Annotated in this window: 17 protein-coding genes; 16 read left to right on the top strand and 1 reads right to left on the bottom strand. The window is 40.1% G+C overall.

What is annotated here, in order from left to right:
* Positions 1 to 18: 18 nt before the first annotated feature.
* From QM887_RS03995 to QM887_RS03940, 12 genes are all read left to right on the top strand, one after another.
* Complete coding sequence (locus QM887_RS03995) at positions 19 to 897, top strand: XRE/MutR family transcriptional regulator (RefSeq protein ID WP_414270613.1); 879 nt, start codon at positions 19 to 21, stop codon at positions 895 to 897.
* Between the two features lie 274 nt (positions 898 to 1171).
* Positions 1172 to 1396, top strand: a complete 225-nt coding sequence (locus QM887_RS03990) for a hypothetical protein (RefSeq protein ID WP_414270633.1) — start codon at positions 1172 to 1174, stop codon at positions 1394 to 1396.
* Positions 1397 to 1417: 21 nt separating this feature from the next.
* Complete coding sequence (locus tag QM887_RS03985) at positions 1418 to 2095, top strand: lysostaphin resistance A-like protein (protein ID WP_414270612.1); 678 nt, start codon at positions 1418 to 1420, stop codon at positions 2093 to 2095.
* A 50-nt stretch (positions 2096 to 2145) separates the two neighbouring features.
* Positions 2146 to 2775: a lysostaphin resistance A-like protein gene (locus QM887_RS03980; protein WP_414270632.1), complete on the top strand. Its 630-nt coding sequence runs from the start codon at positions 2146 to 2148 to the stop codon at positions 2773 to 2775.
* 120 nt (positions 2776 to 2895) lie between these two features.
* Positions 2896 to 3570, top strand: a complete 675-nt coding sequence (locus QM887_RS03975) for a lysostaphin resistance A-like protein (RefSeq protein ID WP_414270611.1) — start codon at positions 2896 to 2898, stop codon at positions 3568 to 3570.
* Between the two features lie 316 nt (positions 3571 to 3886).
* The gene (locus QM887_RS03970; RefSeq protein WP_414270610.1) at positions 3887 to 4582 is read left to right on the top strand and encodes an AzlC family ABC transporter permease; all 696 of its coding nucleotides are present in this window, start codon (positions 3887 to 3889) and stop codon (positions 4580 to 4582) included.
* Positions 4572 to 4895, top strand: coding sequence for an AzlD domain-containing protein (locus QM887_RS03965; RefSeq protein WP_414269280.1), 324 nt, complete (start codon positions 4572 to 4574; stop codon positions 4893 to 4895). The genes QM887_RS03970 and QM887_RS03965 overlap by 11 nt, the downstream gene beginning before the upstream one ends.
* Before the next feature lie 102 nt (positions 4896 to 4997).
* Positions 4998 to 5840 (top strand): amino acid ABC transporter substrate-binding protein, encoded by an 843-nt coding sequence (locus tag QM887_RS03960; protein WP_006149171.1) that lies wholly within the window; start codon positions 4998 to 5000, stop codon positions 5838 to 5840.
* Positions 5841 to 5993: 153 nt separating this feature from the next.
* Complete coding sequence (locus QM887_RS03955; protein WP_414270608.1) at positions 5994 to 6848, top strand: MetQ/NlpA family ABC transporter substrate-binding protein; 855 nt, start codon at positions 5994 to 5996, stop codon at positions 6846 to 6848.
* Positions 6849 to 6969: 121 nt separating this feature from the next.
* Positions 6970 to 8343 (top strand): M20 family metallopeptidase, encoded by a 1374-nt coding sequence (locus QM887_RS03950; RefSeq protein ID WP_414270606.1) that lies wholly within the window; start codon positions 6970 to 6972, stop codon positions 8341 to 8343.
* Positions 8336 to 9397: a methionine ABC transporter ATP-binding protein gene (locus tag QM887_RS03945; protein ID WP_414270605.1), complete on the top strand. Its 1062-nt coding sequence runs from the start codon at positions 8336 to 8338 to the stop codon at positions 9395 to 9397. The genes QM887_RS03950 and QM887_RS03945 overlap by 8 nt, the downstream gene beginning before the upstream one ends.
* Before the next feature lies 1 nt (position 9398).
* Entirely contained in the window at positions 9399 to 10091 is a 693-nt protein-coding gene (locus tag QM887_RS03940) for a methionine ABC transporter permease (RefSeq protein WP_000818852.1), read from the top strand.
* A gap of 22 nt (positions 10092 to 10113) precedes the next feature.
* Here QM887_RS03940 and QM887_RS03935 read toward each other — a convergent pair whose 3' ends face one another.
* A complete protein-coding gene (locus tag QM887_RS03935; RefSeq protein ID WP_414270604.1) occupies positions 10114 to 10686 on the bottom strand; it encodes an MptD family putative ECF transporter S component in 573 nt (190 codons plus the stop codon).
* Positions 10687 to 10817: 131 nt separating this feature from the next.
* On the opposite strand from QM887_RS03935, the gene QM887_RS03930 reads away from it, so the two are divergent.
* The 4 genes from QM887_RS03930 to QM887_RS03915 all read left to right on the top strand — a co-directional run bounded on the left by QM887_RS03930 (position 10818) and on the right by QM887_RS03915 (position 15040).
* Positions 10818 to 11669: an Rgg/GadR/MutR family transcriptional regulator gene (locus QM887_RS03930; protein WP_414270603.1), complete on the top strand. Its 852-nt coding sequence runs from the start codon at positions 10818 to 10820 to the stop codon at positions 11667 to 11669.
* 295 nt (positions 11670 to 11964) lie between these two features.
* The gene (locus QM887_RS03925; RefSeq protein ID WP_414270602.1) at positions 11965 to 13212 is read left to right on the top strand and encodes a transporter; all 1248 of its coding nucleotides are present in this window, start codon (positions 11965 to 11967) and stop codon (positions 13210 to 13212) included.
* A gap of 80 nt (positions 13213 to 13292) precedes the next feature.
* Entirely contained in the window at positions 13293 to 14573 is a 1281-nt protein-coding gene (gene hisS / locus QM887_RS03920) for a histidine--tRNA ligase (protein WP_414270601.1), read from the top strand.
* Positions 14573 to 15040 (top strand): hypothetical protein, encoded by a 468-nt coding sequence (locus QM887_RS03915; protein WP_414270600.1) that lies wholly within the window; start codon positions 14573 to 14575, stop codon positions 15038 to 15040. Before hisS ends, QM887_RS03915 begins: the two co-directional genes overlap by 1 nt.
* Positions 15041 to 15045: the final 5 nt, after the last annotated feature.

Genomic DNA, 15045 nt, shown 5'->3' with positions numbered 1-15045 from the left:
TAAAAAGGAAGTTTGTCTATGATTGAAAAACAGGAATTAGGAGAATTTTACAAGGAATTGCGCCTGGCGAGAAAGCTCAAGCAGTCAGATGTGGCTTGTGCAGGACTAACAGCCTCTCAGCTATCCAAGTTTGAACTAGGGCAGTCCATGTTGTCTGCAGATAAGCTGATCCTAGCTATTCAAGGGATAAATGTGACCTTTGATGAGTTTGGGCACAAGCTCAACAACTACCAAGAATCTCCACATATGCGACTTGGTAGAAGGATTGTGGATCGTTTTGCTCATCAAGATATAGCTGGTTTAGAGCAATTGTTGAAGGAAGTCGAGCAAGAACAGATGGCGCAGACTTATCGTCGTTTGAATGCCATCGTGATTAAAGATGCTATCCATTCACTGGATAAAAGCTACCCACTAGCAGAGGAGGATTGTGAGTTTTTAACCACCTACCTCTATGCTATCGAGTCTTGGACCTGGTTTGAACTCTATATCTTTTGCAATACTATGCCTTTTTTGAGCAATCAAGATCTGATCTTTTTATCTACCTCTTTGCTTGAAAAATCCAAGGAATTTAAAGAGTTAGTGCACAATCGACTGTATATGAAAAGTGGCTATCTCAATATCATCTCAGAGCTCATGGAGCGCAAACTTTTCTCTTACATCCCAATCTTTGAAGCTGAGTTGGAGAGTATGCTTCGCCCCTATGATGTTTTTGAGAAAGTATCATGGCAATTTTTAAAGAAATTGAGTATTTTCCTTCAGACCAAGGGAAGTAATCAAAAAGAGATTGAACATTTTATCCAATCTCTGAAAATATTAGAAAACCCACAATTATCAGCACTTTTTGAATTACGTTTCCAGCAGTATAAAACACTTATCGATGAGCTAGAAATGGAATGATAATAACCCACTCTGAAATGAGTAGAAGCATTAGTTGAATTTTTCTTTTCTTCATATCGTTTCCCTCCTTGTTAATAGCATCTTTATTATATCAGTGAAATAATCAAATCTACAAAAATCGCAAATGTGAAATTTCTATGAGAAAAAATATCAAATATGCGATTTTCTAAAATAGACTGATTTCCGTGCTATACTATTCTTGTAAAACACTTGAAGTAAATCCTAGGTCGCAGAAGTGGTTTACGAATAAAAAATAATTAAAGGAGTGTAAATGATGTTGAATTTACAATTTGCAGAAACAATGGAATTGACAGAGGCTGAATTGCAAGCGGTTAGCGGAGGAAATATTGTTAATATTGTCCCAGGTGTTAGAGGTGGTACAGGTTGGGGAGTTGCAGGAATTTACCCTGGTTGGGGAAATCAAGGGATGAGTCCTAATCGTGGTGCTTTTGATTGGGCTGTAGAGCCAACAGGTGAGTGGTTAAGACGTCGTCGATAAAATAATATAGGAAGTAATTAAATGAAGAAAATGAAAGAAATGAAATTTCATCTAGCAACTGGACTATTAATCTTAGCCAGTTATCTTATATTCAATGTGGTAATGCATCCAGACTTTACGAATACTTTGTCGGATGAGATGTACTATGTTTTACAGGTCTTGTTGATGCTTGTTCTGGGAATTGTTGCCACCATTATTCTTTTCAAAAGTGAACATTGGAAAGAGTTCGGTCGTTTCCAGTTTCGTTGGTCTTACCTAGGTGTTTTCATTCTTTCTTTTTTCTTATTATTTGTGTGGGCAAATCTAGCAACTCGTATCTTTCCTCGTACGCAAAATGGCAGTGCAGTAGTGGAAGTAGCTACCAGTATGACAGGAGTTAGTTATATTATCACACGTGTACTTTACGGTAGCCTTATTGCACCTATAACAGAAGAAATCGTGTGTCGTGGCTTTTTGATGACAAGCTTGTCTAAATTCAAAAACTACTATATTGATGTTCTTGTTTCTGCTGCCATATTTGGAGCTATGCATGTCTTACAAAATGGTTGGATAACAACAGATTTCATGCTCTACTTTGGAATGGGCTTGATATTTTGCATGATGTTTCGCTATACACGTTCTATTTATTGGACTATAGCTTTACATGTTTCATGGAACACCTTCTTATTCATTGTTAGTTTATTAGTATTTGGATTTTAGCAGGGTGATATATGAAAAAGATAATCTCATGATACTACTTTTTTGTAGCCATTCTACTTGTCATTGCTTACCAGTACTTCAGTGGTCTGGTTTTAAACAATGATTTTACTGCTGGTCTATCTAAATTTGGCTATTATTTTTCGGATATGATGTTGAACTTTCTTGTGGTTCTGCTTGTTTTTATTTTTATGGTAGGGGCAGGAAAATGGCAACAAATCAATAGTAGAAAATTTAAATGGTCCTATCTTTTTTATTCCTTTTTAGCTTTTCTTGCTTTATTTATTTGGAATTTTATTAAATTTTTCCTATTCCCACCTACCCAAAATGGACTTGCTTACCAACTCGCTGTTCCGACTTTTACAGGCGCTACGGCATTTTTGATGTATTTTTTCTATCCTGTGATTGCAGGTCCCATTTTTGAAGAGATGATTTATCGTGGATTGGTGATGACTGCTTTGGAAAAAGGGAAAAAATGGGGACTGGATGTGCTTGGTTCTGCTGCTTTATTTGGAATTTTGCATATCAGTAATTATGGTTGGGTCTTGACAGACTTTTTCGTATATATGGGCGGCGGTATTATATTTGCGGTCTTGTTTAGAGTGACAAAGTCTATTTATTGGCCTATTGGACTGCATATAGTCTATAACGGTATCGGGCATATACTTCCTTTGTTATTTTAGAGGATTTTGAGAATCATAAATCAAGGGAAGAGTCCTCGTCGTGGTGCTTCTGATTGGATAAAAGGAATTTGGGTAAGTTTAGCTGGAAGATGGTGTAACTAAAACTTAAAAGGATCAACGATGAAAAGGAAAGAAACGAAATTTTACTTGACAACTGTTTTGATAATAGCCACCTATTACTTGATTTTTAATTGTGTAGCAAGGTTAGAATTTGTTAACCAATTATCAGATTTTGGATTTTATAGCTTGCAAATTTTATTGATAGTTCTTGAGGGGGTTGCTGCTACTGTAGTTCTTGTAAAGAGTCAAGGTTGGGACGAATACGGTCGCTTGCAGTTTCGTTGGTCTTATCTAGGTGTCTTTTTTCTTTTCTTTATACTGATGTTTTTGTGGGTAAATATAACGACTCTGATCTTTCCTAGCACGCAAAATGGGAGTGAAATGATGAAAGAAGCTGCTAATTTGACAGGAATTAGTTACTTTGTAATGCGCATTCTCTATGGCAGTCTCATTGCTCCTATAGTCGAAGAGTTGGTTTTTCGTGGGCTTCTGATGACAGCATTGTCCAAATTTAAAAACTACTATCTTGATGTCGTCGTTTCCTCCACACTCTTTAGTCTTATCCATGTTTTACAATATGGATGGGCGTTAACAGACTTCATTGTATATGCAGGAGCAGGTCTCTTGTTCTGTATGCTATTTCGTTATACTCGTTCAGTTTATTGGCCAATGGCTCTTCACATCTTGTGGAATACATTTTTAATCATTGCCAGTTTATTGGTATTTGGATATTAGATCTATAATAGTATATAAGTTGCATCATGAGGCTGGGACAAAAGTCCTGGCCTCTCAATTGTCTTTGGATTGTCGAGCAAGACGCAGTGGTTGAGTGGGCTCTACTACGCTGATTTCATAAGCTTTTACAGCCCTACTCAACTGTGCGGAGGTGGGACGACGAAATCGAATTCTAACGAATTACCGATTTCTGTCCCACTCTCTTTCTGTTCTTGTCAATAAGCAGACTTTTTTCTATTTTACGAATGTGTTATAATAATTTTTGCTGTGACTGTTTGGAAAGCAGTCGCTGAAGGAATGATTAGTGAGGAAGTCTATGAAAGAAAAAGGATTTTGGGAAGGTGTGCAGGCAGCCATGCCAACAGCTCTGGGTTATGTCAGCATCGGTCTTGCCTGTGGGATTATCGGTGCGCCCTATGTGACACCTGTAGAGATGGGCTTGATGAGCCTCTTTGTTTATGCGGGCAGTGCCCAGTTTGCCATGATAGCCTTGATAGCAGTTCAAGCTCCTGTTGCAGCCATTGCCATGACTGTTTTTTTGATCAATCTACGTCTCTTTTTGCTGAGCTTGCATGCGTCAACCTATTTCCGTCATACCAGCCTCTGGCACAATATCGGCATGTCTAGTATCTTGACCGATGAGACCTATGGTGTTTTGATGGGCGAGCTGGTCCATACGGACAAGGTTAATCCTATGTGGATGCATGGGAATAATCTCAATAGCTATGTGGCTTGGTTTGTGGGGACAGTTGTCGGGACTGCTCTGGGTGGTCTTTTGCCAAATCCTGAGATTTTCGGCCTTGACTTTGCCTTAGTCGGAATGTTTATCGGGATTTTTTCTTCGCAATTCCAGATTATGCAAAGACGAATTCCCCTGCGCAACCTCTTCATCATTTTAGGAGTTGTTGCCCTATCTTTCTTTATACTTTTGACAGTGGTATCTCAATCGCTAGCTGTCCTATTTGCGACACTGCTTGGATGTACAATGGGGGTGATTTTGGATGGTCAGTAAGTATATTTTAATGGCAATTATCTTCTCTGGCTTGGTGACCTGGATTCCGAGAATGATTCCTTTCATCCTTGCTAAGTACAAAGGATTGCCAGCAATCGTAGAGCGTTTTTTGAAATTTTTACCTGTATCTATTATCTTCGCCTTGATTCTTTCAAGTGTAGTGACAGGAAAAGTTGGAAGTTTCCCACAGATAAAGTGGTTAGACTTTCTAGCAGTCTTTCCGACAGCCTTTGTCGCCTTTCGTTACCGCAATCTGGTGGGGACGGTTATCTTTGGAGTGGTCTTGATAGCAGTCCTACGATTGGTTTTTTAATCAGCCATAAAGAAAACCTATGGCAAATATAGAAATCATATAATGGCGCAATTACTTTTTTTCTGTTAAGATAAGACTGTATCTTATTTTGGAGGAAATATCATGAAAAAAATCGTTAAATATTCATCACTTGCTGCCCTAGGGCTTGTTGCTGCAGGTGTACTGGCAGCTTGTTCAGGTGGTGAGAAGAAAGATGCTGCATCTGGTGAAGCAACATCTGGTAAGAAAGAAATCGTTGTAGCAACTAATGGATCACCAAAACCATTTATCTATGAAGAAAATGGTGAATTGACAGGTTACGAGATTGAGCTTGTTCGTGCTATCTTTAAAGACTCAGACAAGTATACTGTCAAGTTTGAAAAGACAGAGTGGTCAGGGATTTTCCCAGGACTTGATAGCGATCGTTACCAAATGGCCGTTAACAACCTTAGTTATACCAAAGAACGTGCAGAGAAATACCTCTACGCAGCGCCAACTGCTAAAAACCCTAACGTTCTTGTTGTGAAGAAGGACGACACTAGCATCAAGTCTCTTGATGATATCGGTGGAAAATCTACTGAAGTCGTTCAAGGAACAACCTCAGCTAAACAATTGGAAGCATATAACACAGAACATGCGGACAATCCAACTATCCTTAATTATACTAAGGCAGATTTCCAACAAATCATGTCTCGTTTGAGCGATGGACAATTTGACTATAAGATTTTTGACAAGATCGGTGTAGAGACAGTTATCAAAAACCAAGGTTTGGATAATTTGAAAGTCATCGAACTCCCAAGTGACCAACAACCTTATGTTTACCCACTTCTTGCCAAAGGTCAAGATGAGTTGAAGGCTTTTGTGGACAAACGCATCCAAGAACTCTATAAAGATGGAACGCTTGAAAAACTATCTCAACAGTTCTTTGGTGGTTCTTACCTCCCAGCAGAAGCTGATATTAAATAAGTTTTTAAATCATCCATTCTCTGGTAGATGGATGGTTTTCCATTCTGTAGGTATATAGTTTTAAACTATATGTCTGCCTATCTTAAAACAATTTGCTAAATCAAATAAAGTATGAGATACTATTACGGTATTATTTTTAAAGGAGAAAGAATCATGAAAATCAAAAAATGGTTAGGCGTAGCAGCTATCGCTACAGTAGCAGGCCTTGCACTTGCAGCTTGCGGAAATTCAGAAAAGAAAGCAGACAACGGAACAGTTGTTAAAATTGCAACAGTCAACCGTAGCGGTTCTGAGGAAGCACGTTGGGATAAAGTCCAAGAATTAGTTGAAAAAGACGGAATTAAATTGGAATTCACAGAGTTTACAGACTACTCACAACCAAACAAAGCAACTGCTGATGGTGAAGTAGATTTGAATGCTTTCCAACACTACAACTTCTTGAACAACTGGAACAAAGAAAACGGTAAAGACCTTGTAGCGATTGCTGATACTTACATCTCACCAATCCGTCTTTACTCAGGCTTGAATGGCAGCGACAACAAGTACACTAAAGTCGAAGACATCCCAGCAAACGGAGAAATCGCTGTACCTAACGATGCTACAAACGAAAGCCGTGCTCTTTACTTGCTTCAATCAGCTGGTTTGATCAAATTGGACGTTTCAGGAACTGCTCTTGCGACAATCGCAAACATCACAGAAAATCCAAAGAACTTGAAAATTACTGAATTGGACGCAAGCCAAACAGCTCGTTCATTGTCATCAGTAGATGCAGCTGTTGTAAACAATACTTTCGTTACAGAAGCAAAATTGGACTACAAGAAAGCACTCTTTAAAGAGCAAGCTGATGAAAACTCAAAACAATGGTACAACATCATCGTTGCGAAAAAAGATTGGGAATCATCACCTAAAGCTGATGCAATCAAGAAAATTATCGCAGCTTACCACACTGATGAAGTGAAAAAAGTTATCGAAGAAACTTCAGACGGCTTGGATCAACCAGTTTGGTAATAAACACAGGGAGGTGGGAGAGATTTTTTCCACCTCTTGCTTTTATATAGAGCCTCAAGCAAATGAAATCCACTTGTATTGATTCTAAAGGTACAAGTCCTAGTAGAAAGGTAGAGAGAAAATGGTTTTCCCTAGCCAAGAAGAACAAATTGAAAAGTTTGAAAAGGATCATGTAGCGCAACATTATTTTGAAGTTTTGCGTACCTTGATTTCTAAAAAATCAGTCTTTGCCCAACAAGTCGGCCTGAAAGAGGTGGCTCGTTATCTAGGTGAGATTTTTAAACGTGTTGGTGCAGAAGTTGAGATTGACGAGAGCTATACAGCACCTTTTGTGATGGCACATTTCAAGAGTTCACGACCAGATGCTAAGACCATCATTTTCTACAACCACTATGACACAGTACCTGCGGATAGCGACCAAGTCTGGACAGAGAATCCATTTACGCTTTCTGTGCGTGATGGCATCATGTATGGACGCGGGGTTGATGATGACAAGGGGCATATCACTGCACGACTCAGTGCGCTGAGAAAATACATGCAAGATCATGACGATCTCCCTGTTAACATCAGCTTTATCATGGAAGGTGCAGAGGAGTCAGCCTCTGTTGACTTAGACAAATACCTAGAAAAGCACGCAGATAAGCTACGAGGCGCTGACTTGTTAGTCTGGGAACAGGGAACCAAAAATGCCTTGGAGCAATTAGAAATCTCTGGTGGAAACAAGGGAATTGTGACCTTTGATGCCAAGATCAAGAGTGCAGACGTCGATATCCATTCTAGCTATGGTGGTATTGTGGAGTCAGCTCCCTGGTACCTGATCCAAGCCTTGACCAGTCTTCGTGCTGCTGATGGGCGTATTTTGGTTGAAGGTTTGTACGATGATGTACAAGAGCCCAATGAACGAGAATTGGCCTTGGTGGACACTTACGCTCAACGAAATCCAGGGGAAATCAGCCAGATTTATGGTTTGGAATTGCCTCTCTTACAAGAGGACCGTGCAGCCTTTCTAAAACGTTTCTTTTTTGAGCCAGCCCTTAATATCGAAGGGATTCAGTCAGGTTATCAAGGACAAGGGGTTAAAACGATTTTGCCTGCAGAAGCCAGTGCCAAGTTAGAAGTTCGTTTGGTTCCTGGCCTAGAACCCCATGATGTTCTGGAGAAAATCCGGAAACAACTAGACAAAAACGGCTTTGATAAGGTAGAATTGTACTATACCTTGGGTGAGATGAGCTATCGGAGCGATATGAGTGCGCCAGCCATTCTTAATGTAATCGAGTTGGCTAAGAAGTTCTATCCACAGGGCGTTTCAGTCTTGCCGACTACAGCTGGGACAGGACCTATGCATACGGTCTTTGATGCTTTAGAAGTACCTATGGTTGCCTTTGGTCTAGGAAATGCCAACAGCCGAGATCACGGTGGGGATGAAAACGTGCGAATCGCCGATTATTACACCCATATTGAATTAGTAGAGGAGCTGATTAAAAGCTATGAGTAGAGATATTATCAAGTTAGATCAGATCGACGTGACTTTTCATCAGAAGAAAAGAACTATCACAGCGGTCAAGGATGTGACCATTCACATCCAAGAAGGGGATATCTACGGAATCGTTGGATATTCTGGAGCAGGGAAATCAACCCTAGTTCGTGTTATTAACCTTTTGCAAAAACCATCTGCAGGGAAGATTACTATTGATGATGATGTGATTTTTGATAACAAGGTAACCTTGACTGCGGAGCAATTACGCCATAAACGTCAAGATATTGGGATGATTTTCCAACATTTTAATCTCATGAGCCAGAAAACAGCAGAGGAAAACGTAGCCTTTGCTCTCAAACACTCTGGACTCAGCAAGGAAGAAAAGAAGGCTAAAGTAGCTAAACTGCTTGACTTGGTTGGTCTTGCAGACCGTGCTGAAAACTACCCTTCACAACTTTCTGGAGGGCAAAAACAGCGTGTGGCCATTGCGCGTGCCTTAGCCAATGATCCAAAAATCTTGATTTCAGACGAGTCGACTTCGGCTCTTGACCCTAAGACAACCAAGCAAATCTTAGCTTTACTGCAAGATTTGAACCAAAAACTAGGTTTGACCGTTGTCTTGATTACACACGAGATGCAGATTGTCAAAGACATTGCTAACCGTGTAGCAGTTATGCAAGACGGTCGTTTGATTGAAGAAGGTAGCGTTCTTGAAATCTTCTCAGATCCTAAGCAACCATTGACTCAGGACTTTATCTCGACTGCGACAGGTATCGATGAAGCTATGGTCAAGATTGAGAAGCAAGAAATTGTGGAACACCTATCTGAAAACAGCCTTTTGGTGCAGCTCAAGTATGCAGGGGCTTCAACAGATGAGCCACTTTTGAATGAATTGTACAAGCACTACCAAGTAACGGCCAATATCCTCTATGGAAATATCGAAATCCTCGATGGCACTCCTGTTGGTGAGCTTGTGGTTGTCTTGTCAGGGGAAAAAGAAGCCTTGGCAAGCGCTCAAGAGGCTATCCGTCAGGCTGGAGTACAACTAAAAGTATTGAAGGGAGGGCAGTAAGATGGCAGAATTGATTAAATCATACTTACCAAATGTCTATAAGATGGGCTGGTCAGGTCAGGCAGGCTGGGGGACAGCAATCTACTTGACACTTTATATGACAGTTCTTTCCTTTATCATCGGAGGTTTCTTAGGACTGGTTGCAGGGCTTTTCCTTGTCTTGACAGCTCCAGGTGGGGTCTTGGAAAATAAAGTTGTTTTCTGGATTTTGGATAAGATTACCTCTATTTTCCGTGCGGTACCATTTATCATTCTCTTGGCAGTCTTGTCACCCTTCTCTCATCTAATCGTAGGAACAAGCATTGGTCCAAATGCGGCTATCGTACCCCTATCTTTTGCAGTCTTTGCCTTCTTTGCCCGTCAGGTGCAGGTGGTATTGGCTGAGCTAGATGGTGGTGTCATTGAGGCAGCTCAAGCTAGCGGAGCGACCTTCTGGGATATCGTGGGTGTTTACCTATCAGAAGGACTTCCAGATTTAATCCGTGTGACGACTGTAACCTTGATTTCACTAGTCGGTGAAACAGCCATGGCGGGAGCGGTCGGAGCAGGTGGTATTGGTAACGTAGCTATAGCCTATGGTTTTAACCGTTACAATCACGATGTGACTATTCTTGCGACCCTCATCATTATCTTAATTATCTTTACGATTCAGTTCTTGGGAGACTTCTTGACCAAGAAATTAAGTCATAAATAAAAAAGAGCCATCTGGCTCTTTTTTATGATGTTTTATGTGCTAATTTCTTACTAAGTGCTTGTCCGATTAGGGCACCAAGTAAAGCGCCGATGAGGACACTTGTGATAAAGAGGAGGATATTAGCAGGATTCGGTGCAACCATAATGCGATCGATATAGTCCTGAGATTTTCCACGAGCGACTAGAGTTGCTATATAGGCTTGAGGGGTCAACCACATGAGTAGGATGGGACCACTAGTACCAAAGGCAAAAACTAGGAAGGAAAGAAGGTTTTTAACCTTATCCTTGTAATGTCCTAGGTGAGCGATGCCATCTGCTGCAAGACCGCAGATAACACCTGGCAGAAAGGCTCCAGCACCATGCTTACTCCCGAGGAAAAAGAGAGCAATCACAAGTCCTATCGAAGTAATCGCTCCAAAACGAGGAACCTTTGCTAAAAGGATCATATAGACGCTACCGCCCACAAGAGCAGAAAAGGCAGGGGCGTAAAACATATTTCCAGTGTGGTCGACAAGGTTCCCTAGTAGAACCCCCACTCCGATACAGAGAAAGTAGATAAGGGCAGCAACAAGGGTTGTCAAGATATTCTTTTTCATAAGTTCTCCTTCGTATATCTGATGGTTTTCATTGTATCATGCCTGGCTTAGATTGTAAATACTGGCTTGGAACTAGTATTTATTAGGAAATGTGGTAAAATAGGAAAAAATAAAAGACGAGTGGTAAGAGTATGAAGAATTTAGGAAAAGTTTTTAAAGAGTTAAGGGAGTCCAGAAAAATTTCCTTGAGAAAAGCAACAGGTGGACGCTTTTCAGCATCCTTATTATCACGTTTTGAAAATGGTCAAAGTGAAATATCTGCTCAAAAGTTGTTTGTTGCTTTAGAGAATATCCATGCTAACGTAGAAGAACTCTTATTTTTAGCGAGAGGTTTTCATCAGGATGCCTATTCTGAATTTAGAAACAGAATAGTCGAGGCTATCGATCCACAAAATTTAACATCTTTGCGCACTCTCTACCAGAGAGAATATCAACAACTTCCTTTTTCAAAGGATAGACAGCAACACATTCTCAATGCTATTTTGATAAAATCCTATATGAAAGCTATTGATGAGACGGTTACATTGACCTCTGAGGAAGAAAGAGTCCTACATGATTATCTATTTTCTGTTGAAATTTGGGGGCTCTATGAACTTTCGTTCTTTTCTTCCTGCTCTCCTCTATTATCAGTCCAGCTTTTGACAAAGTATACTCGGGAAATGTTGCGGAAGTCAGATTTCTTGCAAGGAGTTGGGAAAAATCGGAATATGATGCACACCTTGCTCCTCAATGGTTTTATGGCCTGTATTGAAGTTGATGATTTTACCAATGCCCTCTATTTCAAAAAACAAATTGACAAGAACTTCTTTGAAGAAAATGAAACCTATTTTCGAATAGTCTACCTATGGGCAGAAGGTTTGCTTGATAGTAAGCAAGGAAGAGCGGAGGAAGGACAGAGAAAAATGGAGGACGCTATCCGTATTTTCGAGATGATCGGTTGTAGCAAATCTGCAGACTATTATAGAAGTGCCATGGAGTATTGAGTATTTGCAACTAGATAAATTAATACTCTTCGAAAATCAAATTCAAACCACGTCAGCTTCGCCTTGCCGTACTCAAGTACAGCCTGCGGCTCGCTTCCTAGTTTGCTCTTTGATTTTCATTGAGTATAAATTAAAACGATAGGATTGTGAAGATACTGATTAGCATTAGATAAATTCTATCGGTTTCGTTATTCGTTTAATCTGTTGCATATATTCAAAAAAGTGTTCTCAAGGGATTCTTGATGCTATACTAGAACTATCATAAAAGCAGTATGTGAGAAAGAAAGGAATCTATATGAAGCTATTACTAAGAAATCAAGCATACAGAGTTTTGAGCTTATCACGATTTTTCAATGCTTTTGGTGCTTCCATTTTTAATTTAGTGTTTGTGGTCTATGCCTCGACTTTGCCAGAGGCTTCTGTTGCCGTTGCCATGGCGAATGTTGTGATGATGCTTCCAACTCTTTTTACAGTTTTTGTGGGAATTCGGGCAGATTATACCAAGGACAAGGTCAAATGGATGACCTATGTCGGTTTATTTCAGGCGGTTTTATTTTTTCTAGCAGCCCTAGTTGTTCAGCAAGCTAGTTTCTTTGCCTTTTCGACCCTTTGTCTCATCAATGTCATTAGTGATGTAGCTAGTGATTTTGCGGGTGGCTTGCGAATGCCTTTCGTTAAAGAAAAGGTAGCAGAGCAAGATTTGATGGAGGCTTACTCATTTTCCCAGTTTATTACCTATATTTCTGCTATTGGTGGCCAAGCTTTTGGAGTTTGGCTATTAGGGGTGTCAACACAGAACTTTTCGATCGTAGCGGGAATCAATGCCATATTTTTCCTAGTGTCAGCTCTCATTCTCTTTTTAGGAAGGGCTGAATTAAGCTTATCAACTCCACTTGGTGATAGTAAATCACTGAAAAATGAGAAGCTTTCTATCAAAGAGCAGTTCCTAACAATTTACCGAAATTTACGTCTTGTTTTTCTTAAAAGTGGACAGAAAAACTTTGGTTTTATGCTCTTTGCTATCTTGATTATCAATGCTTTGGGTGGTGCCTTAGGTGGGATCTATAACATCTTCCTTTTAAATCATTCCTTACTGAATTTTTCCTACAAGGATGCATTGTTTATCTTACAATTGATTACCTTATTAGCGGTTATCATCAGTAGCCTTACGGGCAATGATTATTTTGGGAAGCAATCTCTGCCTAGATTGATGATGTGGGTTACATTAGGAGCCAGTCTAGTTGGTCTATCTAATTTGTTAAACCAAGTCTTGCTCGGGATGATTTTCGTCTTTTTTACCATGTATGTTTCTGGGAAAATTTCTCCAAAGATTAGTGCTCTGCTCATGAAAAATCTTGCTCCAGAGGTTCTCTCTCGTACCAGTAATTTTTTAGGTTTGTTGTTTACTCTATCTATACCAGTGGGGACGGCCTGTTTTTCACTGGTGGCAGTATGGGATATACAGTTAACATGGGGTATGTTTGTTGGGCTTTCCTTGCTTGCGATTCTCCTAGCTAGTCTTAATCTCAAAAATGAAATTTAGGTGTTAGTCTTCTTTTCTCACTGTCCCAATCCCTTCATTTATGGTAAAATAGGACTATTAAGTTATAAAGAGGATTCCCTATGAAATTACAAAAACCAAAAGGAACGCAGGATATTTTACCTGCTGAGTCTGTCAAATGGCAGTACGTTGAAGGCTTTGCCCGTGAAATTTTCAAACGCTACAACTACGCAGAAGTGCGTACCCCAATTTTTGAGCACTACGAAGTCATCAGTCGTTCTGTTGGAGATACAACTGATATCGTAACCAAGGAAATGTATGATTTTTATGACAAGGGTGACCGCCATATTACCCTCCGTCCAGAAGGAACTGCTCCAGTCGTTCGTTCTTATGTGGAAAACAAACTCTTTGCACCAGAAGTTCAAAAACCAAGTAAGTTCTACTACATGGGGCCAATGTTCCGCTATGAGCGCCCACAAGCAGGTCGTTTACGCCAATTCCACCAGATTGGTGTGGAGTGCTTTGGATCTAGCAATCCTGCTACCGATGTAGAAACGATCGCTATGGCAGCCCACTTCTTGAAAGAAATTGGCATACAAGGTGTTAAATTGCACCTCAACACTCTTGGAAATCCTGAGAGCCGTGCGGCCTATCGTCAAGCCTTGATTGACTACTTAACACCGCTCAAGGAGACCTTGTCTAAGGATAGCCAACGTCGTTTGGAGGAAAATCCTCTCCGTGTCTTGGACTCTAAGGAAAAAGAAGACAAGGTAGCTGTGGAGAATGCACCATCTATCTTGGATTACCTGGATGCAGAAAGCCAAGCCCACTTTGATACTGTTCGTCAGATGTTGGAGAATCTAGGAGTAGACTATATCATCGATACCAACATGGTGCGTGGTTTGGACTACTATAACCATACCATCTTTGAGTTTATCACAGAAATCGAGGGCAATGACTTGACAGTCTGTGCAGGTGGTCGCTATGATGGATTGGTTGCTTACTTTGGTGGTCCTGAGACTGCTGGATTTGGTTTTGGACTTGGTGTTGAGCGTCTTCTTTTGGTCCTTGAAAAACAAGGTGTGGCTCTCCCTATTGAAAATGCCCTAGATGTCTATATCGCAGTCTTGGGCGAAGGAGCAAATGTCAAAGCCCTAGAACTAGTACAAACCCTTCGCCAACAAGGTTTCAAAGCAGAGCGTGATTATCTCAACCGTAAACTCAAAGCTCAGTTCAAGTCAGCCGATGTCTTTGCGGCTAAGACTATCATCACTCTAGGAGAGAGTGAAGTCGAAAGCGGACAAGTGACAGTTAAGAATAACCAAACTCGAGAAGAAGTTCAAGTTTCGCTTGGTGCTATCAGTCAAAACTTCTCAGAAATATTTGAAAAACTAGGATTTTAATGATAGATAAATTGGTCAGGATTTTACTCCTGACCTTTTTCTTTTGCAAAATGACAAAAATCTTAAACTTTTTGACAAATATGCTTGTCAAAAATAAAAAGATGTGTTACAATGAAATCAAGTTAAGAAATAAAGAAATAGGAGGGAGCCACATGTGGGTATGGATTTTTTTTCCTTTTCTCGTCTTGATTTATAGTAGTCAATCTAAAAAAATCAAGCGGATAGAGAAAAGGTTAAAGGTAATCGAAAGAAAAGAGAAAGGAAATATAGATATGTCAAGATTATTGCAAGAATTAATTGGGAAAAATCCAACAATCGTTGGACAAGTGTTTGGAACATCTTTATGGGAAGTTGTGGATGTTGATGAGGAATGGGTCAAACTACGTAGTGTTGATAAAAAGGGGAAAGAAAAATTTAAGTTGCAACGTATTGAGGATATCCAAACTGTTGAATTTGACGGAGAGTAGGTGTG

It is taken from the genome of Streptococcus infantis, from assembly GCF_047460875.1.
Classification (GTDB): Bacteria; Bacillota; Bacilli; order Lactobacillales; family Streptococcaceae; genus Streptococcus; species Streptococcus infantis_AA.
Note: the sequence above shows the minus strand (reverse complement) of the source record. Positions and strands in the feature narration are given on the sequence as shown.

What these genes read in the sequence shown, in the direction of transcription:
- QM887_RS03955 (WP_414270608.1), top strand. Translation starts at nt 5,994, where the DNA reads ATGAAAATCAAAAAATGGTTAGGCGTAGCAGCTATCGCTACAGTAGCA.
- QM887_RS03970 (WP_414270610.1), top strand. Translation starts at nt 3,887, where the DNA reads ATGAAAGAAAAAGGATTTTGGGAAGGTGTGCAGGCAGCCATGCCAACA.
- QM887_RS03985 (WP_414270612.1), top strand. Translation starts at nt 1,418, where the DNA reads ATGAAGAAAATGAAAGAAATGAAATTTCATCTAGCAACTGGACTATTA.
- QM887_RS03995 (WP_414270613.1), top strand. Translation starts at nt 19, where the DNA reads ATGATTGAAAAACAGGAATTAGGAGAATTTTACAAGGAATTGCGCCTG.
- QM887_RS03990 (WP_414270633.1), top strand. Translation starts at nt 1,172, where the DNA reads ATGTTGAATTTACAATTTGCAGAAACAATGGAATTGACAGAGGCTGAA.
- QM887_RS03945 (WP_414270605.1), top strand. Translation starts at nt 8,336, where the DNA reads ATGAGTAGAGATATTATCAAGTTAGATCAGATCGACGTGACTTTTCAT.
- hisS (WP_414270601.1), top strand. Translation starts at nt 13,293, where the DNA reads ATGAAATTACAAAAACCAAAAGGAACGCAGGATATTTTACCTGCTGAG.
- QM887_RS03925 (WP_414270602.1), top strand. Translation starts at nt 11,965, where the DNA reads ATGAAGCTATTACTAAGAAATCAAGCATACAGAGTTTTGAGCTTATCA.
- QM887_RS03940 (WP_000818852.1), top strand. Translation starts at nt 9,399, where the DNA reads ATGGCAGAATTGATTAAATCATACTTACCAAATGTCTATAAGATGGGC.
- QM887_RS03965 (WP_414269280.1), top strand. Translation starts at nt 4,572, where the DNA reads ATGGTCAGTAAGTATATTTTAATGGCAATTATCTTCTCTGGCTTGGTG.
- QM887_RS03915 (WP_414270600.1), top strand. Translation starts at nt 14,573, where the DNA reads ATGATAGATAAATTGGTCAGGATTTTACTCCTGACCTTTTTCTTTTGC.
- QM887_RS03960 (WP_006149171.1), top strand. Translation starts at nt 4,998, where the DNA reads ATGAAAAAAATCGTTAAATATTCATCACTTGCTGCCCTAGGGCTTGTT.
- QM887_RS03935 (WP_414270604.1), bottom strand. Translation starts at nt 10,686, where the DNA reads ATGAAAAAGAATATCTTGACAACCCTTGTTGCTGCCCTTATCTACTTT.
- QM887_RS03930 (WP_414270603.1), top strand. Translation starts at nt 10,818, where the DNA reads ATGAAGAATTTAGGAAAAGTTTTTAAAGAGTTAAGGGAGTCCAGAAAA.
- QM887_RS03950 (WP_414270606.1), top strand. Translation starts at nt 6,970, where the DNA reads ATGGTTTTCCCTAGCCAAGAAGAACAAATTGAAAAGTTTGAAAAGGAT.
- QM887_RS03975 (WP_414270611.1), top strand. Translation starts at nt 2,896, where the DNA reads ATGAAAAGGAAAGAAACGAAATTTTACTTGACAACTGTTTTGATAATA.